Origin of the sequence: Paracoccus denitrificans, assembly GCF_900100045.1 — a bacterium.
Taxonomy (GTDB): domain Bacteria; phylum Pseudomonadota; class Alphaproteobacteria; order Rhodobacterales; family Rhodobacteraceae; genus Paracoccus; species Paracoccus denitrificans.
This window is the reverse complement of sequence record NZ_FNEA01000015.1, coordinates 1-25,189: the sequence shown is the minus strand read 5'-3', so window position 1 is coordinate 25,189 and position 25,189 is coordinate 1. Positions and strand designations below refer to the sequence as shown.

Genomic DNA, 25,189 nt, shown 5'->3' with positions numbered 1-25,189 from the left:
TGTCACAGGCCGTTGCCGACGAACTGGCGCAGTTCCGGGGTCTGCGGCGCGGACAGCATCTCTCCGCCGCCTTCCTCCCAGACCCGGCCCTGGTGCATGAAGACGATCTTGTCGGCCACGCCCTTGGCGAAGGCCATTTCGTGCGTGACGAGGACCATCGTCATGCCGTCCCTGGCAAGGCTTTCCATCACCTTCAGCACCTCGCCCGTCAGTTCTGGATCGAGCGCCGAGGTCACTTCGTCGAAGAGCATCAGCTTGGGCTCCATCGCCAGCGAGCGCGCGATGGCCACCCGCTGCTGCTGGCCGCCGGAAAGCTGCTCGGGATAGGCGTCGAACTTTTCGGCCAGCCCGACCTTGCGCAGCACCTCGGCGGCATGTTCGTGGGCCTCGGATTTCGACTGCTTCCGAACCCAGCGCGGTGCCAGCATGATGTTCTGGCCGACGGTCAGGTGCGGGAAAAGGTTGTAGCTTTGGAAGACGATGCCCACGTCCAGATGCAGGGCGCGCAACTGGGCCCGGGTCACGTCGTGATGCAGGTGGTGGTTGCAGACGGTGATCTCGCCGCTGTTGATCTTTTCCAGCCCGTTGATGCAGCGCAGCGCGGTGCTTTTCCCCGAGCCGCTGCGACCGATGATGGCGACCACGCTGCCTGCCGCGACGTCGAAGGACACGCCTTGCAGGACATGCAGGCTGCCGAAGCTTTTGGAGACGTTGTTCAGTTTAACGATGGGCGACATTCAGTTTGTCCTCGAGTTTGCGGCTCCACCAGGCCAGCGGGTAGCACATGCAGAAGTAGAGCACGGCGACGACGCTGAAGATGATGAAGGGCTGGAACGTCGAATTGTTGATGAGCTTGCTGGTATAGGTCAGCTCGGCGACGCCGATCACCGAGGCCAGCGAGGTGTTCTTGACGATCTGGACCATGAAGCCGACCGTCGGTGGCGTCGAGATGCGCAACCCCTGCGGGATGATGACCAGCCAGAACCTCTGGACCGGATGCAGGGCCAGGCACTCGGCCGCCTCCCACTGGGTTTTCGGAACCGCAAGGATGCCGCCGCGCCAGATCTCTCCGAAATAGGCGCTGGAATAGATCACCATCGCGAAGCTTGCGGCGGCGAAGGGCGTAAGGTCGAAGCCCAGGATGGATAGGCCGAAGAAGGCCAGCATCATCATCACCAGCAGCGGCGTGCCCTGCACGATCTGGATGTATGTGAAGGCGATGCCGCGCAGCACCCGGTTGGCCGAGACCCGCATCACAGCGATGAGCAGGCCGACCGCGCCGCCCAGGACGAAGGCGATCAGCGACAGCCCGGCCGTCCAGACGGCGGCGGTCAGCAGCGCCTGCATTTGGAAAGTCGTGAGCATCGTTTGCCTCCTAAAGCGGCGTGCCGAGGCGGCGCAGGCGCGGGAAGACCAGCCGCGACAGCGCCCAGAACCCCAGCCGGAACACGAAGGCCAGGCCGATGTAGATCAGGGCGACCACCGTGTAGATCTCGAAGGAGCGGAAGGTCATCGAGTCGATGCGCGCCGCGGTCGAGGTCAGTTCCTCGGCCGAGATCTGCGAGACAAGGCTGGTGGCGAGCATGATCAGGATGAACTGGCTGACCAGCGCCGGATAGACGCGCTCGGTCGCGGGCGGCAGCACGACGAGGAACAGGGACTGAAGCCAGGTGAGGCCAAGGCAGTCCGAAGCCTCGCGCTGGCCCTTTCTCACCGATTCGATGCCGGCGCGCATGATCTCGCAGGTATAGGAGCTGACATTGATGACGATGGCCAGCACGGCGCAGAACTCGGCCGACAGCTTGAAGCCCACCGAGGCCAGCCCGAAATAGATCATGAACATCTGCACCAGCAGCGGCGTGTTGCGGATCGCCTCGACATAGATGGCGCAGATCCGGCGCAGCAGCTTGCTTTGCGCCGTGCGGCCGATCGCCAGCAGGGTTCCAAGCAGGAAGCCGAAGATGATCGACAGGAGCGAAAGCTGCGCGGTCTGGACCAGGCCCTTGAGCAACTGGGGCCAGTATTCCGCGAGAAAGCTGAAATCGAATGTGTAGGTCATGCGCAAGGCACCTGCACATCCCGTGAGGCCGGGCGGATCAAATGTGGAATGCCTGGCTGTGCGGACAAGCATGACTTATCCGGCCCCGGCCTCGCCGGGTTCATTGCTGGCAACGGAATCACGGTCGCCTCCCATATCCGATTGTTCGCTGCGTCCTCCCGGCGCAGTCAGCGTTTCATATTATGGGAACAAATCCCATGTCAAGCGAGAATCATAAAAATCTTTTAAATTATGGTTTTATGTGCCATAATATGGGACAACAGGATGGATGGGGTAGAAATGGACGCCGACAGCACCAAACCGGGCACGCAATCTCTGTCGCGAGTATTCACAGTCCTGGAGGCGGTGAGATCCGGCTGTGCCGATCTCGCCTCCATCGGCCGTCATGTGGGAACCGGCAGAAGCACGACACATCGCCTTGTAAGCTTTCTCGTGCAGCACAGCTACCTTCGTCATATCGATGGAAGGGGCTATGTCCTGGGTCCGGCGCTCATCAGCCTGGGCAGTGCCGCATTGGAGCAGATGCCCCTGACCAGTTGCGCGCGTCCGCATATCGAGCAGCTCGCCCACGAAACCGGCGACTCTATCCACCTGAGCATCCGCGAGGGCGACAACATCATCTATGTGGACAAGATCCCCGGGACGAAGGGGCTTGAGATGCGGTCGCGCATCGGCCTGCAAAAACCCATGGCGACGACGGGGACGGGAAAGGTCCAGCTCTTCGATCTGCCCGAACAGGAGTGGTTGCGGCTTTACGAACTGGCGCGGGCGGACGCCCTGGCGAACGAGATGACCCCCACGGGCTTTCTGGAGTGGGACGTCTTCAGAGCGAAGCTGGCCGAGTTCCGGGACAAGGGCTTCGCGATCGAGCGCGAGGAAAACGAAGTCGGGATCTGCTGTGTGGCGGCGCCGATCCGCGATGCCAGGGGAAAGGTCGTGGCCGGCGTCAGCGTCGCAAGTTCCGTCCATTACATGTCCGAGGAACGGCTTGGGACACTCGTCGCCCCTGTGATGCGCTGCGCCGAGGCGATTTCCGCGGAGCTTGGGTGGTGCAGGCCCGTCTGACGAAGCGAAGCCTGCGGCGCAAGGCAAGCGGACGACCGCGGCGGTCGCGCACTTTGCGGCCGGCCCGGATGCGTGGACGAATACGCGGATCCGGCCCGCGCATCGGGTAGCGTGGCCGCGCGGAGGTTGGGCGAATCTGGACCTTTTGGCTGAATTGCGCCATGGTCGCTTCTTCCGGGTGGCGCGTCGGAAGCCGGGACGCATCGCCTGCACAAGGTGGCTCGGCCGTGACCGGAGCACCATCCGAGACCCCGGCAAAGGACGACCCGAACCATTGACCTGCACGCCTAAAGCCGCCTCTCTCCAGTTCCGTCCGCCGGAGGGAGAGCGTTATCCCGCCTTCAAGCGCCACATCCCCGAACGGCTGTTCTATGTCGTCCCCGCGCTGATGTGGCTGGCGCTGGCGATCCGTTATCGCAGCCTGACGCTTCCCAGCGCCGCCAATCCCGCGATGGAGGCCGGCGGGCTGTGGGGCGAAAGCAAATCGCAGGGGCTGGACCTGTTCGGGCCGCAGGGCAGGGCGCGGCTGGCCCGCTTTGCCCGCCTTCGTTGCGACACCGGAGCGGATACCCCCGTCGATTGCGCGCTGGCCGCGATGGCCGAGGCCGGGCTGGATTTCCCGGTCGTCGCCAAGCCCGACCGCGGCTATCAGGGCTGGGGCGTCAGGCTGATCCAGCGGGCCGAGGATCTGGCGGATTATCTGGCGGTGCAGCCTCCGGGCACCATGATCCTGTTGCAGGAACTGGTCGACTTGCCCGGCGAGGCGGGGATATTCTATCTGCGCCATCCCGACCAGGTGCGGGGCCGCATCGTCTCGATGGCCTTCGTCTATCCGCCGCATGTGATCGGCGACGGCTGCCGAAGCGTGGCCGAACTGGTCCGGGCCGACAAGGTCCTGCGTCCGAACGGCGCCATCTATCGCGACCGCCATCCCGAAAGCTGGGAGACCGTGCCCGGCCCGGGTGCCTTCCATGTCCTGACCAATGCCCGCAGCGCAAGGCTCGGCGCGGTCTATCGCGACGCGCAGTCCCTGGTGACGCCGCAACTGGAAGCGCTGATCGACGAGATCTCGCGGGAGATACCGGATTTCCATTTCGGGCGCTTCGACATCCGCTTTCGCAGCGTCGAGGATCTGGGCGCGGCCAGCGATTTCAGGATATTGGAGCTGAACGGCGCCGGTGCCGAGATGCTGCATTTCTGGGCCGGCGGCAGCACGCTGCGACAGGCATACCGTGCGTTGTGGCGGCAGTATCGCTGGCTTTTCGCCATCGGCGATGTCATGCGAAAGCGCGGGGCGCGGCCCGTCGGCCTGAGCGGCATGATCCGGTTGCAGCGACAGCAAGAGGCGCTGCGGCGCGTCTATCCCCAAAGCTCGTGAACACCCCTTGCGCAGCCTCGCGCCGGGCGAGACAATCCCGCCGTCGAGCGGTGCGGCGGCCTTGGTCCTCCGCAAAGGAGTCTTGCATGATCCCCGACCTGCCCATCTGCCCGCCCCCCGGCGAAACCATCGTGATCCCCGCGCCGGAACAGACGCTGGCCGAAGGGGCGCTGGGTTTCGTGCTCGAGCCGTTCCAGCCGTTGCGCGAACAGTTCTCGGCGATCACCGGCATCGGGCTGGAGCCCGACGACGCCTGGCCCGGGGAGCAGGGCCGCACGGTCCGGCAAATGCGGCTGGCGCGCGGAGACGGGCAGGCCCAACTGGGCTATCTGGCGGCGGGCCAGCCCGGCGGGCGGCGGGTGATCTTCCTGCATGGCAGTCCCGGCACTGCCGAGGAATGGGACCGCTTCCTGCTGGACGTTCCGGTCGGGCAATATCACCTGGCCGTGGATCGCCCCGGCTTCGGCGCCAGCGGGGAAGAGCCCGAGATCGACCTGGCCGGCCAGGCCGCGGCCGTCGCGCCGCTTCTGACGGCGGGCGGGACCGGAGCCGCGGTCTTGGTCGGCTATTCCTATGGCGGCCCGGTCGCGTTGCGACTTGCCGCCGATTATCCCGACCGGATCGCGGGGGTTCTGCTGATCGGCGCCGCCGCCGATCCGGCGCTGGAGGAAACCCATCCCCTGCAGCAACTGGCGGCGCTTGATTTCTTTGCCGGGCTTCTGCCCACGGAACTGGCCAACGCCAATGCCGAGCTGATGAATCTCCGGCCGGGGCTTGAGGAGCTGACCCCCGACCTGGCGCGTATCACCGCCCCCGTCACCATCGTCCAGGGGCTGGCCGATACATTGGTGCCGCCGGAAAACGTGGGTTTCCTGCAGGCGCATCTGCCCGCCAGTCCCGGCCCGCGGGTGATCCTGATCGAAGAGGCCGACCATTTCCTGCCCTGGACGCATGCCGACCTGCTGCGTGCGGCCCTGGGTTGCGTCATCGGTGACGGAAAGCTGCCGTCTCAGTCGCCCGAGTTGCCCCCTTCGTCCTTGTCCGAGGCGAAATAATAGACCGTGAATCGATGGCTCAGCCAGACCACGCCGATGACCAGCCCGACCATGACCGGCCAGGCCCAGTTGCCCAGCAGATCGAACAGGACCAGGTTGAGGCCGAACGCGCCGAAGAACAGTGCCGCCGTATAAACTGCCGCGACCACGCCGTTCACGATCGCGAAGCGGCGAAAGTCGACGCGCACGAAACCGCTGGCCATGAAGACCGGAGGCAACAGCCGTGCCAGCAACGCCGCCGGCAGGACGCCGCGGTCCAGCAGCCGCCGCCCCCGCTCCAGCATCTTCCCGTCGACCCAGCGACGGACGAGAGGGCTGCTTCCGGCCAGCGCGCCGATTCCGTAAAGCGCCCAGTCGCTGACGATGTTCCCGGTTACCAGCGCCACCAGAGCCAGCCCGGTGCCGATCTCTCCTGCGGCGGCCAGCGCCGCACCGGCGATGATCGCCCCTTCCTCCATGACGAAATTCGCAAGAAACAGCAGGACGGCCAATATCAGCGGATTGCCCAGATATTGTTCGATAAGGGCCTCCACCGGGCGGGTCCTCCTGAGCCATGGGGCATGATGGGTCTAGCTAATGATGCCCGCCAGCATGCACAAGTCACGTTCCCGGTTCCGGCAGGAAGGGCGGGAAAACCGCGCTCGTCGGACATGACCGCGACCCGCGCGGGCCTGCTTGGGGAAAGCCGGCCGGTTTGGACAGCCGCGATCCGTGACACGGCATGATCCCGAGGTGTAATCGCTCTCGTGCCCGGGCGCGAGCATTCGGACAAGCGGAGAGGGATTCGCCGGTCCGGGTCCAAGGGACGGCTGGCACGCTCAGCCCGGCAGGGTGACGGTGATGGCCCCGCGATCCGTCGCGACGACCGTATGCTCATATTGCACGACCGGGGCCGAGGGTTGGCTGTAAAGCGTCCAGCCGTCATCCCCTTCGACCGCCCAGAGGCCACCGGCCGAAAGGAACGGCTCGACCGTCAGCACCAGCCCCTTGTCGATGCGGCGCTTTTCGCTGCGGCTGGGCCAGGTCGGGATTTCCTCGGGATATTCGTGCAGTGCCCGCCCGACGCCGTGGCTGGCAAGGTTGCGGATCAGCGTATAGCCGCGCCCCGCGGCGAAGCGGCCAATGGCACGTCCGATGCCGGCAAGCGGCCTGCCGCTGCCGACCTGTGCGATGCCGATCTGCATGGCACGCCTGCCGTCGCGGCACAGCCGATCCAGCGAGGGCCGCACGGGTGCTGTGCGATACGTCGCCCCGGTATCGGCGAAATAACCGTTCTTCGAGGCCGATACGTCGATATTGACCAGATCCCCCGGCGCGATCACCTTGTCGCCGGGAATGCCATGGGCGATTTCCTCGTTCACGCTGATGCAGGTCGCTGCGGGAAAGTCATAGGTGGATTGCGGCGCCGAGACGGCGCCCTCGCGCTCCAGCAACGCACGGCCGATCTGGTCCAGCTCGCGGGTGGTCATGCCGGGCTCCATCGCCCTGGCCATGGATTGCATGGTGTTGGCGACGATCCGGCCGATATCCTTCAGTCCGTCAAGCTCATCCTGGTTGGTGATCGTCATTCCCGGTTTCCCTGAAGCAGCGGATGGATTGGCCAAGCTAGCAGAAAGCGATCACGATGTCCCGTATTGCCGGTACCATCGGGCGTGGGGCTGGTCGGCGCCGGCGCCGTCTGAATCACCCGCCTGTCTGCCATGCCGACATTGCGCCGCCGGATTGGGTCATGTCATGGCGCGCAGACGTTCACCATCAGGTTGGTGCAGGAAAACATCCGTGGCTGGATACGGGGCCTGGGCGGGGTCAGGCTGGTGATCGGCGACGCCGCATTCACCGGAGGAGGAGCGCCCTGGCGCGAGGTCTCCAAGCAGTTGCGCCCGCGCTGGCCCAGGCTCGCCGACCTCATGGGCACCAGCAAGCACGACGTGCTGGCTTGCATGCCCTTCCCGCGCCAGCACGCACCAAACTGCATTCCAACCCCATCGAGCGTCAGAACAAGGAGGTCAAGCGGCGAGCCGACATCGTCGGGATCCTCCGCAATGAGCCTTCCATCATGCGTCTGATCGGCGCGGTGCTGTTCGAACAGAACGACGAATGACAGACCGCCAGCCGCTGCATGATGGTCGAAGCCTTCGCCCAGATCGACAAGGAAGCGATCGACTCCATTTGCGGCATAACCATGAAAGCCGCCCGATCATGCCCTCAGGCCATCCGGGGAATTACAACACCTTGACGGGCATGCCGCTAGTAAATCGGCGGCGAGACGATCCAGATGGCGACGGCAGGTTCCTTGCCATCGTTGCGCCAGGCATAGTCGGTCTCGCGGAACTGGAAGCTGTCGCCGGGCTCCAGCTGGATCTCGCGGTCGCCTATGATCAGGGTCAGGCGGCCCGAGATCAGGACGCCGCCATCCTCCTTGGGCCGCGCCTTTCGCCGTCCGCCGCTGGACGCGCCGGGCGCGAAGGTCGACTTGATCATCTCGAACGAGCCGCTGAGCGTCGGGGACAGCAGCTCCTCGACGAGACCGCTTTCCTGCGAGCCGATGGGCGTCCGGTCCGCGGCGCGCAGGACCAGCCCCCGTTCCTCGGGCGCCCGGCTGGAGGAGCGGAAGAAGAAGCTGATGTTCACCCCCAGCCGATCCGAGATCTGCCCCAGGTCGTGGACCGATGGCGTCGTCTGCCCTCGCTCGACCTGGCTCAGCCAGCCGACCGAACGCCCGACATCGCCCGCAAGCTCAAGCAGGGTCATGCCCCGCGACTTGCGCAGCGACCGGATGTCTTCACCAACGTGATGGCCCATCGGCTCTCCTTCAGAGGCTGCCGACAGGGTGCAGCAATCCTGCTGAAATCTCAACATGCTCGCAGCGGGGTGTATGAAATTTTTACCAGTCGCAGCGTTAAAATGAAAATTATAGTTGAATTTTCATTCACGGCATGAGTAGCTCCATCCTGTCGGAAGAGCAGAATCGCCTGGCCGCCCCGATCCCGTCCCCACCGGCCCTGCGCGCAGCCCACCCAGTCCAACAGCGGATAACCATCATGGTCGAACTCCCCAGCCAAGCCCGCGTCGTCATCATCGGAGGTGGCATTTCCGGCTGTTCCGTCGCCTATCACCTTGCAAAGCTGGGCTGGACCGACATCGTGCTGCTGGAACGCAAGCAGCTGACATCCGGCACCACATGGCACGCAGCGGGGCTGATCGGCCAGTTGCGCGCCAGCCAGAACATGACGCGGCTGGCGAAATACTCAGCCGACCTCTACACCAAGCTGGAGGCCGAGACGGGGCTTGCGACCGGCCTGCGGCAATGCGGTTCGATCACCGTTGCCCTGACAGAAGAGCGGCGCGAGGAGATCCTGCGCCAGGCCGCGCTGGCCCGCGCCTTCGGGGTGGACGTGAACGAGCTTTCCCCGCGCGAGGTGCTGGAGCTTTATCCGCATCTGGAGATCTCCGACGTGGTCGCCGGGGTGCACCTGCCGCTGGACGGCCAGGCCGATCCGGGCAATATCGCGCTGGCGCTGGCCAAGGGCGCGCGGATGCGCGGCGCGAGGATCGTCGAGCAGGTCAAGGTCGCGCGGATCGTCACTGCCAATGGCCGCGTGACCGGCGTCGAGTGGGAGGCCGGCGGCGAACGGGGCCATATCGCCACCGAAAACGTGGTGAACTGCGGCGGCATGTGGGGCCGCGATCTTGCCGCCGATAATGGCGTCACCCTGCCGCTGCATGCCTGCGAGCATTTCTACATCGTCACCGAGAACATCCCCGACCTGGCCCAGCTTCCGGTGCTGCGCGTCCCTGACGAATGCGCCTATTACAAGGAGGATGCCGGCAAGATCCTGCTCGGCGCCTTTGAGCCCAGGGCCAAGCCCTGGGGCATGGCGGGCATCCCCGAGGATTTCTGCTTCGACCAGTTGCCCGAGGATTTCGACCATTTCGAGCCGATCCTGGAGAAAGCCGTGGCACGGATGCCGCTGCTGGGCCAGGCGGGCATCCACACCTTCTTCAACGGCCCGGAAAGCTTTACCCCCGACGACCGCTATTACCTGGGCGAGGCGCCCGAGCTAAGGGGCTACTGGGTCGCGGCGGGCTACAATTCCATCGGCATCGTGTCGTCCGGCGGGGCCGGCATGGCGCTGGCGCAATGGATGGAGGACGGCGAGCCGCCCTTCGACTTGTGGGAGGTCGATATCCGCCGCGCCCAGCCCTTCCAGCGCAATCGCCGCTATCTGAAGGAACGGGTCAGCGAGACGCTCGGCCTGCTTTATGCCGACCATTTCCCTTATCGGCAGATGGCGACCTCGCGCGGCATCCGCCGTTCGCCCCTGCACGAACACCTCAAGGCGCGCTGCGCGGTCTTTGGCGAGGTGGCGGGCTGGGAACGCGCTAACTGGTTCGCCGCGGACGGGCAAGAACGCGAATACCGCTATGGCTGGAAGCGCCAGAACTGGTTCGACAACCAGCGCGCCGAGCATATGGCCATGCGCGAGGGCGTGGGACTGCTGGACATGACCAGCTTCGGCAAGATCCGGGTCGAGGGGCGCGATGCGGCTTCCTTCCTGCAGCGGCTTTGCGCGAATGACATGGACGTGCCGGCGGGCCGCATCGTCTATACCCAGATGCTGAACGCCCGCGGCGGCATTGAGTCCGACCTGACGGTGACGCGGCTTTCGGAAACCGCCTTCCTTCTCGTCGTGCCCGGTGCGACCTTGCAGCGCGACCTGGCCTGGCTGCGCAGGCATCTGGGCGACGAATGGGTGACGATCACCGACATCACCGCGGCCGAGGTCGTGCTGCCGCTGATGGGCCCGCGCTCGCGCGAGTTGTTGTCGCTGGTCTCGCCCGGGGATTTCTCGAACGAGGCGCATCCGTTCGGCACCGCGCGCGAGATCGAGATCGGCATGGGCCTCGCCCGCGCCCATCGCGTCACCTATGTCGGAGAATTGGGATGGGAGCTTTACGTCCCGACCGACCAGGCCGCCCATGTTTTCGAAGCCCTGGCCGAGGCGGGTGAGCAGGTGGGCCTGAAGCTATGCGGGCTGCACGCCATGGATTCATGCCGGATCGAAAAGGCCTATCGCCATTTCGGCCATGACATCACCGACGAGGATCATGTGCTGGAGGCCGGCCTGGGCTTTGCGGTCAAGACCGGCAAGGGCGATTTCATCGGTCGCGAGGCGGTGCTGAAGAAACGCGAGGCCGGGCTGGAACGCCGCCTGGTCCAGTTCCGGTTGCGCGATCCCGAGCCGCTGTTGTTCCATAACGAACCGATCCTGCGCGACGGCAGGATCGTCGGCTTCCTGAGCTCGGGCAATTACGGCCATGCCCTCAGCGCCGCGATCGGGCTGGGCTATGTGCCCTGCCGCACCGATGAAACTGCGGCCGAGATGCTTGCATCGGATTATGCCATCGACGTGGCCGGCCGCATCGTCCCCGCCGAGGCCAGCCTTGCCCCCCTCTACGATCCCAAGTCGGCTCGGGTGCGCGGCTGAGCGCATCGGCAAACGACCGGCAGTCAGGCTTGCGCCACGATCAACTGGGCGACCGTGTTTTCCAGCTCGGCAAAACCGGAACGGGCTCGTGCCTTGGCATCGACGACCAGGTAATCGATCTCGGCCGTGGGGCAGACACATTTCCGGCTGGTCACGCCTATTTTCGCATGATCGGCAAGGATCGCGGTCTTGGTCGATTGGCGGGCCATCGCCTCGGCGATCTCGGCGCCGTGGAGATGATGATAGGTCGCGCCCAATGAGGCATCTATCCCAAGGGGCGAGAGAAGCGCGACATCGGCATGATAGCTGTAAATGTCGGCAACCGTGGCGCCGCCCCAGGTCTCCAGCGGGTCGCGCCTTACCGGACCCCGCAGGAGCTGCACCCGGACGCCGCTCTCTTGCGGGCTTTGTGCAAGCCGCATGGCCGCCTCGAGGGAATTGGTGACGACGGTCAGATCCGTCAGGCTGGTCGGTCCTGCCAGCACCTCGGCCATGATCGTCATGGTCGAGCCGGCATCCATGAAGATGGTCTGGTGGCTTCTCAGAAGCTGAAGCGCCGCCACGCAGATCGCACGCTTTTCCTGCAGGCGCTGGGTGATGCGGACGCTGAACTCCATGTCCTCGGTTTCGACCGGGACGGCGCCCCCGCGGACGCGGCGCAATATTCCAGATTGTTCCATCTCGATCAGATCGCGCCGAACGGTTTGACGCGACACGCCGAAGCTTTCGACGATCCGGTCGATGGAGACCTGGCCGAACGATGCCAGCATCGCCCGTATTTTCTGATGGCGCTCTTCTTGCCACATGGCTTCTCCAATCGCTGAACAGACGTCGTCTGCTGTCCCTTACTCTCCTCGACCTGTTCCATGCAAATTACAGATTGACGCATTTGCTACAAAATGCAACATTTCCGTATCGAAGATCGAATCTCAGTCTGACGGCGGGCGCGCGGCAAGGCGCAAGCAAATCGGGAAAAGGCAAGATGCCCCGGCACGACCGGGACCGGGCCGGCATCCGCATCGGGTGCCTGATCGGCCTTGCTCTCCGACGGGCTATCGGTGCGCGACCGATGCACGGTCCGCCATGCGGTGCAGGCTATCTGGAGAAAGAACCAAGGTGTTGACGAACAGTAACAAATCGAATGACGCGATCCTTGATGGGCTTGCAAGCTTTGCCGCGGTCCTGGCCGATGAAAGCCGCCGAATGCTTCTGGACGTGGTCGCGCAGGACCGCGCGATCGAGATGAAGGCCGACCGCAGCTTCGTCACCGACATGGACCTGGCCATCGAGATGCGGTTGCGCGAGCTGATCGCTGACGCCCATCCCGACCATGGCGTCGTGGGCGAAGAGCAGGACGCCTCGGACCCGGATGCGGAGTTCGTCTGGGTGCTGGACCCCATCGACGGCACCGCACCCTTCATCGCCGGGATGCCGGTCTTTGGCACGCTGATCGCGCTGATGCATCGCGGCAAGCCGGTGATCGGCATCATCGACCACCCGTCGGGCAGCAACCGCTGGACCGGGATCGCGGGCCGGCCGACGCTGCTGAACGGCAACCCTTGCCGCACGCGGGGCTGTGCCGACATCGGCAGCGCGATCCTGTCGGTCTGCAACCCGGATTTCTTCCACCCTTCGGAATATCCCGCGCTGGACGCGCTGCGCGAGGCGACGGCATGGCGCATCTATGGCGGCGCCTGCCTCAGCTTCGGGCTGCTGGCCTCGGGCCGGACGGATGTCCATATCGACACGCAGTTCAAGATCCACGACCTGGCCCCCTATACCCCGATCATCGAGGGCGCGGGCGGCGTGGTCACCGACTGGGACGGCCAGCCGCTGACCCTGTCAAGCGGCCCGCGCATCCTGGCGGCGGGCGATCCGGCACGGCATCGCGACGCGCTGGATCTGGTCCAGCGCGCGATGCGCTAGGCGGTTTTCGGGGGAGGAGACAGACCGAATGGGGATTGATATCCAGAAACTGGGCGTCGCCTATGGCGATCACCGTGTCATCGACGGGCTTTCGCTGAAGATCGAGCCCGGATCGTTCTTCACCCTGCTGGGCCCGTCCGGTTGCGGCAAGACCACGCTGCTGCGCACCATCGCGGGCTTCATCGATGCGGCGGCGGGGCGGATCCTGTTCGGCGACAAGGATGTGACCGGGCTGCCGGCGCATCGGCGCGACATCGGCATGGTGTTCCAGGATTACGCCTTGTTTCCCGACAAGACCGTGAACGACAACGTGGCCTACGGGCTGCGGGCGCGTGGTCAGGACGGCGCGACCATCCGGCGCAAGGTCGGCGAGGCGCTGGAGCGCGTGGGACTGGGCCACCTGGGCCAGCGGCATCCGGCGGCGCTGTCGGGCGGCCAGCGCCAGCGGGTCGCGCTGGCCCGGGCGCTGGTGATCCAGCCGACGGTTCTGCTGATGGACGAGCCGCTGTCGAACCTGGACGCCAAGCTGCGGGTGCAGGTGCGCGACACCATCACCGAATTGCAGCGCGAGGCGGGGATCACCACCGTCTTCGTGACCCATGACCAGGAGGAAGCGCTGGCCATGTCCGACCGGATCGGGGTGATGAAAAGCGGCCGGCTGGAACAGGTCGGCACGCCATCCGAGATCTATCGCGACTCGGTCTCGTCCTATGTCGCGGATTTCGTCGGCGCGGCCAATACGGTCGAGATCGACGCACCCGGCGCGGCGCAGGGCATGGTCACCGTCGGGCTGGGCGGGCATTCGATTTCGGCGCGCGTTCCGGCCCCCCTGGCCGGGTCCAGGGCCGTGCTGATCGCGCGTCCCGAGGATATCGCCTTGTCCCCGCAAGGCACGGGCGGCGCCAACTGCGTGCAGGGCACCGTCAGCCGCCGGCAATACCTGGGCGGCAAGACGCATTACCTGATCGGGATCGGCGCCGATGTCGCGCTGGCGGTCGAGACCCATGGCGACGGCCATGACCGCTATATGCCCGGCGCCGATGTCGACCTGTCCTTCGACCCGATGAAGACCCTGGTGCTGGCGTCATGAGCAGGGGGATCGGCAACCGCACCGTATGGTGGTGGATCTCGCTGGCCGCGATGGTGGTCATGGTGGTGTTCCTGCTCTATCCGCTGCTGACCATCCTGACCGGCAGCCTGGGCGGCGGCGACAGGAATGGCTGGGCGCAACTCTTGGCCGATCCGCGCTATCTGGAGGCCGTGCGCAACACGCTGGTCCTTGCGGCGGCGGTGACGTCGCTGTCGGTCTGCCTGGGCGTGCCGCTGGCCTATCTGGCCTCGCGTTACGAATTTCCCGGCAAGTCGGCGCTGGCGCTCTTGCCCCTGATCGCGCTGGTGATCCCCGAGGTCATCGCCGCGCAGACCTGGCTGATGCTGGTCGGCAACAACGGCGTCGTCACCCGCGCGCTGCGCAGCGTCGACATCATCCTGCCCAGCTTCTACGGCTGGCCGGGGCTGATCGTCTCGCTGACCTTCACCTATTACGCCTATGTCTATATCAGCACGCTGGCGGCGATCCGCGGCTTCGACGTGCAGCTTGAGGAAGCCGCGCGCAGCCTTGGAACCTCGCCGGTCAGGTCGCGGCTCAAGGTGCTGGTGCCGGTCATCATGCCCTCGGTCATGGCCGGCGCGCTGCTGGTCTTTACCATGGTCATGGGCAATTTCGGCACCTCGTCGATCCTTGGCGGCAAGGTGCGGCTTCTGTCGGTGATGACCTACCAGGCCGCCGTGGCCGAGGGTGGGGCCGACCCGGTGATGCAAAGCACGCTGGCCAGCGTCGCGGTCGGGCTGATCGTGATCGTGCTGTTCCTTCAGCGCTGGATCCTGTCGCGCGGGCGCTATCAGGTGGTGCAGGGCCGCAATGCCCGGCCGGTGCCGCTGTCGGGTCGCCAGGGCTGGCTGATCGGCGGCGCGGCGGGCGCGGTGGTGATCGTGTCGCTGATGCCGCTGATCATGCTGGTCACCGGGGCCTTCACCGTCTCGCGCGGGCCGGTGATGCGCTGGGGCGAGTGGACGCTGGCGAATTTCGAGCGGCTGCTGCTGACCAATCCCACGCCGATCCTCAACACGCTGATCTATTCCGCCGTCGCCACGCTGATCGGCATCGGGATCAGCACGCTGGTCAGCTACATGATCGTCAAGAAAAAGAACCTGTTCACCCCGGCGCTGGACTATCTCAGCACCCTGCCGCTGGCGCTTTCGGGCACGGCGATCGGGATCGGGCTGGCCATGTCCTTCAACAGCGGCTGGCTGCACCTGACCGGAACCGGGGCCATCGTCGTGCTGGCCTATGTCATCCGCCGGCTGCCCTTCTCGATGCGCAGCGCCTCGTCCACGCTCTACAACATCCCCGATTCCATCGAGGAGGCGTCGATCAGCCTGGGCGTGGCGCCGGTGCCCAGCTTCTTCAAGGTGGTGCTGCCGCTGATGGTGCCGGCCATCGCCTCGGCCATGGTGCTGACCTGGGCGGTGACGGTTTCCGAACTCAGCGCCTCGATCATCGTCTATTCCGGCGGGCGCGAGACCATGCCGATCCAGATCTACAAGCTGATCGACAGCAACCTGATGGCGCAGGCCTCGGCGATGGGGGTGCTGCTGCTGGCGGTGATCCTGGTGCCGATCTTCGTCGCGACCAAGCTGTTCCGGGTCGAGCTGTTCTCGTCCCGCTAGGCACCCAAACAGGGCCGGCCCGTCCGGGGCAGGGCCGGCAGCCGTCACATCGAAACATCGCCCCGGATATGCAGAGGAGGAAAGACATGAACCCTGGATTGACCCGCCGCGTCGTGCTGTGCGGCCTTGCCGCCACGCTGCTGCCGACAGTCGGCTTCGCGCAGGACGCCGGCGGCACGGTCGTCGTCTATACGCCCTCGCCCGCGCAAGCGGTCGAGGCGGCGACCGACAGCCTGCGCCAGCTTGAGCCGAACATCTCGCTCAGCACCATCACCGGCGGCAGCGGCCAGCTCCTGCGCCGGCTGGAAGCCGAGGCGGCCGCCCCGCAGGCCGACCTGTTCTGGAGTTCCAGCGAAAACACCCTGGGCGGTTTCCGCGAGATGTTCGAGCCCTATCGCTCGACCCAGCTCGACGCGATCCCCGAGGCGCTGCACCACCCCGAGGACCTGTGGACTGCGACCTTCAGCCATGTCGTCGTCGCGATGGTGAACACCGACCAGCTTGGCGACATTCCCGCCCCGACGAAATGGGAGGATTTCCTGGACCCCGCCTGGAAGGGCAAGCTGGCCATCGCCGATCCGAACAACAGCTCGACCGCCTATACGATCCTGTGGGGGATCGACCAGCTGATGGGCCCCGAGGCGCTTGAGAAGCTGGCGCAGAACGTGACCGTGAACAGCTCGGCCTCGTCCATCCTGCGCGGCGTCGCGCAGGGCGAATTCGTGGCCGGCCTGACCTTCGAGGCCAATGCCTATGCCTATGTCGCTGGCGGCCAGTCCGAGATTTCGCTGGTTTATCCCGAGGAAGGCACCTTCGCCTCGACCGAATTCATGGCGCTGGTGAAGGGCGCGCCCAACCCCGAACTGGCGCAGCGGACGATGGACGCGATCCTGTCGAAGGAAACCCAGGTCGCGCTGCTGGAAAGCACCTTCCGTCGTCCCAGCCGCAGCGACATCGTGGTGGGCGACCATGCCGACCTGCCCGCCATCGAAGATATCAAGGTCTTTCCCACCGACGAGACCGAGGCGGCAGCTGGGCGCGATGCATTCCTGGCGCGCTGGCAAGGCTATCTGCAATCCGCCAACTGACGGCCCCTGCTCGCGACGAAATGCCGCCCGGTCCTGGTGCCGGGCGGTGTGACGGGGGAAGTCTTTTCGCCTGTTTGTTGGCTGTGATGGGCATCGGCGCCAATCCCACGCAGAGATGATGGAGGCTTCCTAAGGCTGTGATCCCGTTCGGCATCGGCTTTCCTGGTGCATCAAAATGCCAGGGCGCATTCGTTGCATCACGCCAGCCGGTCATGCGGAGCGATGGAAGGGCGCACGGGACCCGATCCGTGCAGAGCGCGGCACGGAAAACCCGCGGACCCGTTATCCGATCCGCACCGCGCCTCCTTGTCGTCCGAACAAGGCGCGCTGCGCCCGGCCGAAATAGGCGATGCCTTCTGGGATATGCTGCTCGGCGGTGTTGCGGAGCATGCTTGACCCTCGGGCCGCGCATGGTTCTGACGCCGCGATGAGGGGCTGATTCCGAACTGCGCGCGAAAGCTGCGGCTGAAATGGCTGCGGCTGGCAAAGCCGGTCGCCAACGCGATCTCGGCCAGCGGCAGGCCGGATTGCGTCAGCAGTTCCCGGGCCTTGTCCAGCCGCAGTCGGCGATAGAACTGCATCACGCTTTCGCCGAGCTGCGCCTGGGCCAGCCGCTCCAGATGGCGCGGAGTGATGTCGCAAAGCTGGCCCAGGTCCTCCAGCCCCAGCGGATCGGCGATATGGCTGGTCATCAGCTCGACCATGGCAACCAGCGCCGGATGATGAAGGTCGTATTTACGTGCCGGATCAAGCTGCTGTGGCGCCTCGGCTTCGCGGATGCCGGTATGGATGAACCAGTCGCTGACCGCCCGCGCCAGCGCGGCTCCATGCGCCGAAGCGATCAGCGCATGCATCATGTCCAAGGGCGCCATGCCCCCGGCGCAGGTGAAGCGGTCGCGGTCGATGACGAACAGGCGTCGCTCGATCAGCGCATCGGGCCAGGTCTCGCGCATGGCATCGAGATGCTGCCAGTGGATGGTAAAGCGCCGCGCCGCCATCACCCCCGCCGCAGCAAGAATCGCCGCCCCGCCCGAAATGCCGCCAAGCGCCACCCCGCGCCGCGCCAGCCGACGCACGAAGGCCAGCACCCGGGGATCGCGCTGCGCCAACGGATCGCCCCCCGCCACCACGAACAGGATGTCCAGGTTCTCGTCGGCCTCGGCCAGTGCGATGGTCTCGAACCCGCCCGCGACCGAACTGGGCATGAAGCCCCCCTCGATCGAGACGAATTGCAGGTCGTAGAGCGGACGGCCGCTTAGCAGGTTCGCCGCGCGCAGCGGCTCGACCGCCGAGGCGGCGGACATCAGCGCGTAATCCGGCAGCAGCAGGAAGCCGTAGCGGCGGGGGCGGGAATCGGGGCGCATGGTGGACCTTGGATTTCGCCGCCAGCCTGCCATCCATGTCCGAAACAGGCAAGGCAATGTCCCTTTCTGGCGCATCGCTAATGCCAGGCTGTGCCAGATTCGAGTCGAAGAAGGAGATTATCGCCATGCATTTCTCGGGCTTGCGGGTCATCAGAGAGGCGCTGACCGGGCACAAGGGGTGGAAGCCGCTATGGCGCAACCCCGAGCCGCAGCCGGCCTATGACTACATCATCGTCGGCGGCGGCGGGCATGGGCTGGCGACGGCCTATTACCTCGCCAAGACATTCGGCCGCGCGCGCATCGCCGTGCTGGAGAAAAGCTGGCTCGGCTCGGGCAATATCGGGCGGAACACCACGATCATCCGCTCGAACTACCTGCTGCCGGGCAACGAGCCCTTCTACGAGTTCTCGATGAAGCTTTGGGAGGGGTTGGAGCAGGAGTTCAACTTCAACGCCATGGTCAGCCAGCGCGGCATCCTGAACCTGTGCCATACGGATGCGCAGCGCGATGCCTTCCGCCGGCGCGGCAACGCCATGCTGCTGGCGGGCGCGGATGCCGAGTTGCTGGACCGCGAGCAGGTCCGGGCCATGGCGCCGTTCCTGAACTTCGACAATGCCCGCTTCCCGATCAAGGGTGGGTTGTTGCAGCGCCGGGCGGGGACCGCGCGCCATGACGGCGTGGCCTGGGGCTATGCCCGCGGCGCCGACATGCGCGGCGTCGACTTGATCCAGAACTGCGAGGTCACCGGCTTTCGCATCGACGGCGGCCGGATCAGCGGGGTCGAGACGACGCGCGGCTATATCGCCGCCGGCACGGTCGGCGTGGCGGTGGCGGGCTCGTCCAGCCGGGTCATGGCCATGGCGGGGATGCGGCTGCCCATCGAAAGCCATGTGTTGCAAGCCTTCGTTTCCGAGGGGCTGAAGCCCACCATCCCGGGCGTCATCACCTTCGGCGCCGGGCATTTCTACGTCAGCCAGTCCGACAAGGGCGGGTTGGTCTTTGGCGGCGACATCGACGGCTACAACTCCTATGCTCAACGCGGCAACCTGCCGGTGATCGAGGACGTGGCCGAGGGCGGCATGGCGCTGATGCCGATGATCGGCCGGGCGCGGCTGCTGCGCGTCTGGGGCGGCATCATGGACATGTCCATGGACGGCAGCCCGATCATCGACCGCACGCCCGTCGAGGGGCTCTATCTGAATGCCGGCTGGTGCTATGGCGGCTTCAAGGCGACGCCCGCCAGCGGCTATGCCTTTGCCCATCTGCTGGCCACCGGCCGCCCGCACGAAACCGCAAGCGCCTATCGCCTGGACCGTTTCACGCGCGGCTATGTCATCGACGAAAAGGGCGTGGGTGCCCAACCGAACCTGCATTGAGGTCGCCATGCTGATCCCCCATCCCCTTCTTGGCCTGCGCGACGCACAGGAATTCACCTATCTGGGCGATGCCGTGCTGCTGAACCGCCCCGACGGCATGGCCGAGGGCGCCGAGGCCGCCTTTGCCGAATACGTCTATCTGCGCGACAACCCTGCCGGTGTGCATCGCGAGCTGTGGTTTCACGAGCAGGGCGACCGCTCCTGGCTGGTCGTGACCCGCGACACCACCACGCACGAGATCCTGGGCGCCGAGCTAGCGCGCGACGTCAAGCTGAAAGGCGGTGCCGCATGACCCGGCTGACCGGAGGGCTGATCGACCGCGCCCGCAACCTGCGCTTCACCTTCGACGGCCGGACCTATGCCGGCCATCCCGGCGACACGCTGGCCTCGGCGCTGTTGGCGAACGGCGTGCGGCTGATGGGCCGCAGCTTCAAGTATCACCGGCCGCGCGGCGTCTTTTCGGCCGGGTCCGAGGAGCCGAATGCGCTGGTGGAACTGCGCAGCGGCGCCCGGAAAGAGCCCAACAGCCGTGCCACCGTGGCCGAGCTTTACGATGGGCTTGAGGCCGCCAGCCAGAACCATGTCGGCCCGCTGGGCTTCGACCTGCTGGCGGTGAACGACCTGTTCTCGTCCTTCTTCGCGGCGGGTTTCTATTACAAGACCTTCATGTGGCCGCGCGCCTTCTGGGAAAAGCTTTACGAGCCGGCGATCCGCCGGGCGGCGGGCTTGGGCAGCCTGTCGATGCAGCCCGATCCCGATGCCTATGACAAGGGCTTTTTGCATTGCGACCTGCTGGTCATCGGCGGCGGCGCGGCGGGTCTTTCGGCGGCGCTGACCGCTAGCCGGGCCGGGGCGCGGGTCATCCTGGCCGACGAGGATTTCCGCCTGGGCGGTCGGCTGCTTGCCGAAAGCCATCTGTTGGACGATGCCCCGGCGACCGAATGGGTCGCGCAGGCCGAGGCCGAGCTTGCGGCGCTGCCCAATGTCCGCATCCTGTGTCGGACCACGGTGATCGGCGCCTTCGACCACGGCGTCTATGGCGCGGTCGAGCGTGTCGCCGATCACCTGCCCGAGCCGGGGCGGCAGGTGCGCCAGACGCTTTGGCGGATCACCGCCAGCCGCGCCGTGCTGGCCGCCGGTGCCATCGAACGGCATATCCCGTTCCGGAACAACGACCGTCCCGGCATCATGCTGGCCGGCGCCATGCGCGCCTATGCCAACCGCTGGGCGGCCAGCCCGGCCAGGCGGGTGGCGATCTTTACCAATAACGACGACGGCCACCGCACGGCGCTGGACCTTGCCGCCAAGGGGATCGAGGTCGCGGCGGTGATCGACAGCCGTTCGGACGCGCAGGCGCAGGGCCACTACCGGCTGGTCCACGGCATGGTCTGCGATGCCAAGGGCCGCCTGGGCCTGCGCGGGGTCCAGATCGACAGCGACGGCCGCAGGGAATGGCTGGATTGCGGCGCGCTCGGCGTCGCGGGCGGCTGGAACCCGAACGTGCATCTGGCCTCGCACCATCGCGGCCGCCCGGTCTGGGACGCGGCGCTGCAGGCCTTCGTCCCCGGCGAGGGCGGGCCGTGCGGGCTGATCGCCGCCGGTGCCGCGAAGGGGCAGGGCAGCACCGCTGCCGCGCTGCGCTCGGGCGCCGGGGCGGCGGTCGAGGCGCTGGCCCAGCTTGGCATCGAGGCCCGGTCCGCCGAGCTGCCGGCGGCCGAGGATGCGCCGGCCGGTCTGCGCCCGCTTTGGCACGTGCCGGGCAAGGGTCGCGCCTGGGTCGATTTCCAGAACGACGTGACCGTCAAGGACATCAAGCTGGCGCATCAGGAAAACATGCGCCCGGTCGAACACCTGAAGCGCTGGACCACGCTGGGCATGGCCACAGACCAGGGCAAGACCGCGAATGTCACCGCCCTGGCGGTCATGTCGGAACTGACCGGCAAGCCGATCCCGGAAACCGGCACGACGATCTTTCGCCCGCCTTACAGCGGCGTGTCGTTGTCGGTGCTGGGCGGCGGCGACACGGGGCCGCATTTCCGCCCGCGCCGCCTGACGCCCACGCATGAATGGGCGCGTGCGCAGGGCGCCGTCTTTGTCGAGGTCGGACCCTGGGTGCGGGCGCAATACTTCCCCCGCCCGGGCGAGACGCATTGGCGCCAGACCGTGGACCGCGAGGTCCTGGCCACCCGTGCGGGCGTCGGCATCTGCGACGTGACCACGCTTGGCAAGGTGGATGTGCAGGGCGCGGATGCCGGCGAGTTTCTCGACCGGATCTATGCCAATGCCATGAAAAGCCTCAAGGTCGGCATGGTCCGCTATGGCCTCATGCTGCGCGAGGACGGGATGGCCTGGGACGACGGCACCTGCGCCCGGCTGGCCGAGGATCATTACGTCACCACCACCACCACCGCCCAGGCGGGGCCGGTCTATCGGCAGATGGAATTCGCCCGCCAATGCCTCTGGCCCGAGCTGGACGTGCAGCTGATCTCGACCACCGACGCCTGGGCGCAGATCGCCGTGGCCGGTCCCAATGCACGCCGGCTGCTGGAGCGGATCGTGGACGGGTTCGACCTGTCGAACGAGGCCTTTCCCTTCATGGCCTGCGCTGGCCTGATGGTTTGCGGCGGGCTTCGGGCGCGGCTCTTCCGCATCAGCTTCTCGGGCGAGCTGGCCTATGAGATCGCGGTGCCGGCCCGCTATGGCCAGGCGCTGGTCGAGCGGCTGATGGAGAAAGGCGCCGATCTGGGCGCCACCCCCTACGGCACCGAGGCGCTTGGCGTGATGCGCATCGAAAAGGGCCATGCCGCCGGCAACGAGCTGAACGGGCAGACCACGGCGCAGATGCTGGGACTGGGCCGCATGGTCAGCAGCAAGAAAGACGGCATCGGCGCCGTGATGTCCCGGCGCGAGGGGCTGGCGGCCGAAACCCGGGTGCTGGTGGGGCTGCAACCGGTCGATCCGGCGCAGCCCGTCCTTGCCGGCATGCATCTTTTCGCCGAGGGGGCCGAGCATCGGACCGAGACCGACCAGGGCTGGATCACCTCGGCCTGTCATTCGCCGCATGTCGGATCAAGCATCGGGCTGGGCTTCCTGGCCGATGGCGGCACCCGCATGGGCGAGACGGTGATCGCCGCCAATCCGCTGCAGGGGCAAAAGGTGGCGCTGCGCGTCGTCCCGCCGCATTTCATCGACCCGGAAGGAGGGCGCCTGCGTGACTGACCTGACCCCCATTACCGCCTTGGGCGCGCACGCCCCCGCCCGGCACGCCTTCGGTGCCCTGACCATCACCGAGAATGCCGGCTTGGCGCTGGCCTCGCTGGCGCTGCGCAGGGGTGCGACGCAGCCCGCGCCCCTGGGCCTGGCCCTGCCGGGACCGGGCGCATGGCAGGCGGGCCAAGGCGTTGCCGCTTTCTGGACCGGCCCCGGTCAATGGATGATCGAGGCCGAGGACCGCGCTGAAAGCGATTTTGCCGCCGCGCTGGCGGCCGAGGCACCGGGCTGCTCGATCACCGAGCAGAGCGACGGCTGGACCGCTTTCGAGGTCGTCTCGGACCGAGGCGGGGCGCCGATCCGGGCGCTGATGGAAAAGCTGGTGAATATCGACGCCGCGGCCTTCGGGCCGGGCTCGGCCACGCGCACCGGCCTGCATCACATGGGGGTCTTCCTGATCCGCCGGGGCGAGGACCGGCTGGCGGTGATCGGCATGCGGTCGCTGGCCGGCGCGCTCTGGCACGCGCTCGAGGAAACCGCCGGGCGCCTGAAGGGGGAAGGGGCGTGAACATGGCTGCAAGGAACGGCGGCACGATCATCGACGGCAAGGCTTTTGCTTCTGGTGTCCGGGGCCGCGTTGCGTCGGCGGTTGCCGGGCTGGAGGCCGCGCACGGGGTGGTGCCGGGGCTGGCGGTGGTGCTGGTGGGCGAGGATCCGGCGAGCCAGGTCTATGTCCGCAACAAGGGCATCCAGACCCGCGAGGCCGGCATGGCGAGCTTCGAGCACAAGCTGCCGGCCGAGACGGCGCAGGCCGAACTCATGGCGCTGATTGAACGGCTCAACGCTGATCCGGCCGTCCATGGCATCCTGGTGCAGCTGCCGCTGCCCCGGCACATGGATGCCGAGGCGGTGATCAACGCCATCGACCCGAAGAAGGACGTGGACGGCTTCCATGTCCTGAACGTGGGCCTGCTGGGGACCGGGCAGAAGGCCATGGTGCCCTGCACGCCGCTGGGCTGCCTGATGCTGTTGCGCGACACGCTGGGCGATCTGTCCGGGCTGAACGCGGTGGTGGTCGGGCGCTCGAACATCGTCGGCAAGCCGATGGCGCAGCTGCTCCTGAACGAAAGCTGCACGGTGACCATCGCGCATTCGCGCACCCGCGACCTGGCCGGGCTGTGCCGGACGGCCGACATCCTGGTCGCGGCGGTGGGCCGGCCGCGGATGATCCGCGGCGACTGGATCAAGCCGGGCGCCACGGTGATCGACGTGGGCATCAACCGCATCGAGGAGGCGGGCCGCTCGCGCCTGGTCGGCGACGTGGACTTCGACAGCGCCGCGCCGGTGGCGGGCGCCATCACCCCGGTGCCGGGCGGCGTCGGGCCGATGACCATCGCCTGCCTGCTCGCGAATACGCTGACCGCCTGCTGCCGGGCCAACGGCCTGCCCGAGCCCGATTTCGCAGAGGCGGGGGGCTGACCGCCTGACGGTTCCCCGGATATGCGCACAAGAAGGAAATCAGGGCCCTTGCCCTTTCAGTGGAGAGCCAGATGAAGAAATACACGCTGACGGTCGCCTGCCCCTCGACCCGCGGCATCGTCGCCACCGTGGCCGGCTTCCTGGCCGAGCACGGCTGCAACATCACCGATTCCAGCCAGTTCGACGACATCGAGACCGGGCGCTTCTTCATGCGCGTCAGCTTCGTCTCCGAGGAAGGCGTGGGGCTCGAGGAGTTGCGCGCGGGCCTGGCCGAGCCGGCCAAGCCCTTCGACATGGACTATGCCATCCATGACGAGGCCGAGAAGATGAAGGTGGTGATCATGGTCAGCCGCTTCGGCCATTGCCTGAACGACCTTCTGTATCGCTGGCGCATCGGGGCGCTGCCGATCGAGATCGTGGCGGTGATCTCGAACCACATGGACTACCAGAAGGTGGTGGTGAACCACGACATCCCCTTCCACTGCATCAAGGTCACGAGGGAGAACAAGCCGCAGGCCGAGGCGCAGCTGATGCAGGTGGTCGAGGATTCGGGCGCCGAACTGGTGGTTCTGGCGCGCTACATGCAGGTGCTGTCGGATGCCCTGTGCAGGAAGATGTCGGGGCGGATCATCAATATCCACCATTCCTTCCTGCCCAGCTTCAAGGGCGCCAACCCCTACAAGCAGGCCTTCGAGCGCGGGGTGAAGCTGATCGGCGCGACCAGCCATTACGTCACCGCCGACCTGGACGAGGGCCCGATCATCGAGCAGGACATCATCCGGGTAACGCATGCGCAATCGCCCGAGGACTACGTCTCGCTGGGCCGCGACGTGGAGAGCCAGGTTCTGGCCCGCGCCATCCACGCCCATATCCATCGCCGGGTGTTCCTGAACGGCAACAAGACCGTGGTCTTCCCCGCCTCGCCCGGCAGCTACGCCAGCGAGCGCATGGGCTGAGAGCGGCACGGGGC

General features: G+C 66.4%; 22 protein-coding genes and 1 pseudogene. 15 read left to right on the top strand and 8 right to left on the bottom strand.

Translation table 11 applies throughout. From position 1 onward, the window contains the following. Positions 1-2: 2 nt before the first annotated feature. The 3 genes from BLT64_RS14370 to BLT64_RS14360 are packed head-to-tail and all read right to left on the bottom strand — an operon-like array spanning position 3 to position 2,059. Complete coding sequence (locus BLT64_RS14370; protein ID WP_011751144.1) at positions 3-737, bottom strand: amino acid ABC transporter ATP-binding protein; 735 nt, start codon at positions 735-737, stop codon at positions 3-5. Beyond that, a complete protein-coding gene (locus BLT64_RS14365) occupies positions 721-1,365 on the bottom strand; it encodes an amino acid ABC transporter permease (protein ID WP_011751143.1) in 645 nt (214 codons plus the stop codon). Before BLT64_RS14365 ends, BLT64_RS14370 begins: the two co-directional genes overlap by 17 nt. Positions 1,366-1,375: 10 nt before the next feature. Then, entirely contained in the window at positions 1,376-2,059 is a 684-nt protein-coding gene (locus BLT64_RS14360) for an amino acid ABC transporter permease (RefSeq protein WP_041530730.1), read from the bottom strand. A gap of 279 nt (positions 2,060-2,338) precedes the next feature. Between BLT64_RS14360 and BLT64_RS14355 the strand changes: the two genes are divergently transcribed. The 3 genes from BLT64_RS14355 to BLT64_RS14345 all read left to right on the top strand — a co-directional run bounded on the left by BLT64_RS14355 (position 2,339) and on the right by BLT64_RS14345 (position 5,557). Further along, positions 2,339-3,124: an IclR family transcriptional regulator gene (locus tag BLT64_RS14355; protein ID WP_232290629.1), complete on the top strand. Its 786-nt coding sequence runs from the start codon at positions 2,339-2,341 to the stop codon at positions 3,122-3,124. 274 nt (positions 3,125-3,398) lie between these two features. Then, positions 3,399-4,502, top strand: a complete 1,104-nt coding sequence (locus BLT64_RS14350; RefSeq protein WP_011751140.1) for a hypothetical protein — start codon at positions 3,399-3,401, stop codon at positions 4,500-4,502. 86 nt (positions 4,503-4,588) lie between these two features. Next, on the top strand, positions 4,589-5,557 hold the full coding sequence (locus tag BLT64_RS14345; protein ID WP_011751139.1) for an alpha/beta fold hydrolase: 969 nt from the start codon (positions 4,589-4,591) through the stop codon (positions 5,555-5,557). Here the strand turns inward: BLT64_RS14345 and BLT64_RS14340 are convergent. Together BLT64_RS14340 and map are read right to left on the bottom strand one after the other, a co-directional pair. Next, entirely contained in the window at positions 5,512-6,090 is a 579-nt protein-coding gene (locus BLT64_RS14340) for a VTT domain-containing protein (protein ID WP_011751138.1), read from the bottom strand. The two genes, BLT64_RS14345 and BLT64_RS14340, sit on opposite strands and share 46 nt — an antisense overlap. A 285-nt stretch (positions 6,091-6,375) precedes the next feature. After that, positions 6,376-7,125, bottom strand: coding sequence for a type I methionyl aminopeptidase (gene map / locus BLT64_RS14335; protein WP_011751137.1), 750 nt, complete (start codon positions 7,123-7,125; stop codon positions 6,376-6,378). Between the two features lie 279 nt (positions 7,126-7,404). On the opposite strand from map, the pseudogene BLT64_RS27825 reads away from it, so the two are divergent. After that, a pseudogene (locus tag BLT64_RS27825) lies at positions 7,405-7,793 on the top strand (transposase); the annotation flags it as partial. A gap of 11 nt (positions 7,794-7,804) precedes the next feature. Here BLT64_RS27825 and BLT64_RS14325 read toward each other — a convergent pair. Beyond that, positions 7,805-8,359 carry a helix-turn-helix domain-containing protein gene (locus BLT64_RS14325; RefSeq protein ID WP_011751135.1) on the bottom strand — a complete coding sequence of 185 codons (555 nt, stop codon included), beginning with the start codon at positions 8,357-8,359 and terminating at the stop codon, positions 7,805-7,807. A gap of 239 nt (positions 8,360-8,598) precedes the next feature. Here BLT64_RS14325 and BLT64_RS14320 point away from each other — a divergent pair, with 239 nt between their 5' ends. Then, the gene (locus BLT64_RS14320; RefSeq protein WP_011751134.1) at positions 8,599-11,046 is read left to right on the top strand and encodes a GcvT family protein; all 2,448 of its coding nucleotides are present in this window, start codon (positions 8,599-8,601) and stop codon (positions 11,044-11,046) included. 23 nt (positions 11,047-11,069) lie between these two features. Here BLT64_RS14320 and BLT64_RS14315 read toward each other — a convergent pair whose 3' ends face one another. Beyond that, positions 11,070-11,852: a DeoR/GlpR family DNA-binding transcription regulator gene (locus BLT64_RS14315; protein ID WP_011751133.1), complete on the bottom strand. Its 783-nt coding sequence runs from the start codon at positions 11,850-11,852 to the stop codon at positions 11,070-11,072. 310 nt (positions 11,853-12,162) lie between these two features. Here BLT64_RS14315 and BLT64_RS14310 point away from each other — a divergent pair, with 310 nt between their 5' ends. The 4 genes from BLT64_RS14310 (at position 12,163) to BLT64_RS14295 (ending at position 16,790) form a co-directional block, all read left to right on the top strand. Then, on the top strand, positions 12,163-12,972 hold the full coding sequence (locus tag BLT64_RS14310) for an inositol monophosphatase family protein (protein WP_011751132.1): 810 nt from the start codon (positions 12,163-12,165) through the stop codon (positions 12,970-12,972). A gap of 28 nt (positions 12,973-13,000) precedes the next feature. Further along, on the top strand, positions 13,001-14,062 hold the full coding sequence (locus BLT64_RS14305) for an ABC transporter ATP-binding protein (RefSeq protein ID WP_011751131.1): 1,062 nt from the start codon (positions 13,001-13,003) through the stop codon (positions 14,060-14,062). Next, complete coding sequence (locus tag BLT64_RS14300) at positions 14,059-15,702, top strand: ABC transporter permease (RefSeq protein WP_011751130.1); 1,644 nt, start codon at positions 14,059-14,061, stop codon at positions 15,700-15,702. Before BLT64_RS14305 ends, BLT64_RS14300 begins: the two co-directional genes overlap by 4 nt. Positions 15,703-15,788: 86 nt before the next feature. After that, positions 15,789-16,790, top strand: a complete 1,002-nt coding sequence (locus BLT64_RS14295; protein ID WP_011751129.1) for an ABC transporter substrate-binding protein — start codon at positions 15,789-15,791, stop codon at positions 16,788-16,790. 197 nt (positions 16,791-16,987) lie between these two features. Here BLT64_RS14295 and BLT64_RS14290 read toward each other — a convergent pair whose 3' ends face one another. Next, a complete protein-coding gene (locus BLT64_RS14290; RefSeq protein WP_011751128.1) occupies positions 16,988-18,154 on the bottom strand; it encodes a GlxA family transcriptional regulator in 1,167 nt (388 codons plus the stop codon). A gap of 125 nt (positions 18,155-18,279) precedes the next feature. On the opposite strand from BLT64_RS14290, the gene BLT64_RS14285 reads away from it, so the two are divergent. The 6 genes from BLT64_RS14285 to purU all read left to right on the top strand — a co-directional run bounded on the left by BLT64_RS14285 (position 18,280) and on the right by purU (position 25,175). After that, positions 18,280-19,530: a sarcosine oxidase subunit beta family protein gene (locus BLT64_RS14285; protein WP_011751127.1), complete on the top strand. Its 1,251-nt coding sequence runs from the start codon at positions 18,280-18,282 to the stop codon at positions 19,528-19,530. Positions 19,531-19,537: 7 nt separating this feature from the next. Beyond that, on the top strand, positions 19,538-19,822 hold the full coding sequence (locus tag BLT64_RS14280) for a sarcosine oxidase subunit delta (RefSeq protein ID WP_041530728.1): 285 nt from the start codon (positions 19,538-19,540) through the stop codon (positions 19,820-19,822). Further along, positions 19,819-22,749, top strand: coding sequence for a sarcosine oxidase subunit alpha family protein (locus BLT64_RS14275; protein WP_011751125.1), 2,931 nt, complete (start codon positions 19,819-19,821; stop codon positions 22,747-22,749). The genes BLT64_RS14280 and BLT64_RS14275 overlap by 4 nt, the downstream gene beginning before the upstream one ends. Then, on the top strand, positions 22,742-23,308 hold the full coding sequence (locus BLT64_RS14270) for a sarcosine oxidase subunit gamma (RefSeq protein WP_011751124.1): 567 nt from the start codon (positions 22,742-22,744) through the stop codon (positions 23,306-23,308). Before BLT64_RS14275 ends, BLT64_RS14270 begins: the two co-directional genes overlap by 8 nt. 2 nt (positions 23,309-23,310) lie before the next feature. Beyond that, on the top strand, positions 23,311-24,219 hold the full coding sequence (folD, locus tag BLT64_RS14265; protein WP_011751123.1) for a bifunctional methylenetetrahydrofolate dehydrogenase/methenyltetrahydrofolate cyclohydrolase FolD: 909 nt from the start codon (positions 23,311-23,313) through the stop codon (positions 24,217-24,219). Between the two features lie 71 nt (positions 24,220-24,290). After that, on the top strand, positions 24,291-25,175 hold the full coding sequence (gene purU, locus BLT64_RS14260) for a formyltetrahydrofolate deformylase (RefSeq protein ID WP_011748893.1): 885 nt from the start codon (positions 24,291-24,293) through the stop codon (positions 25,173-25,175). Positions 25,176-25,189 lie beyond the last annotated feature (14 nt).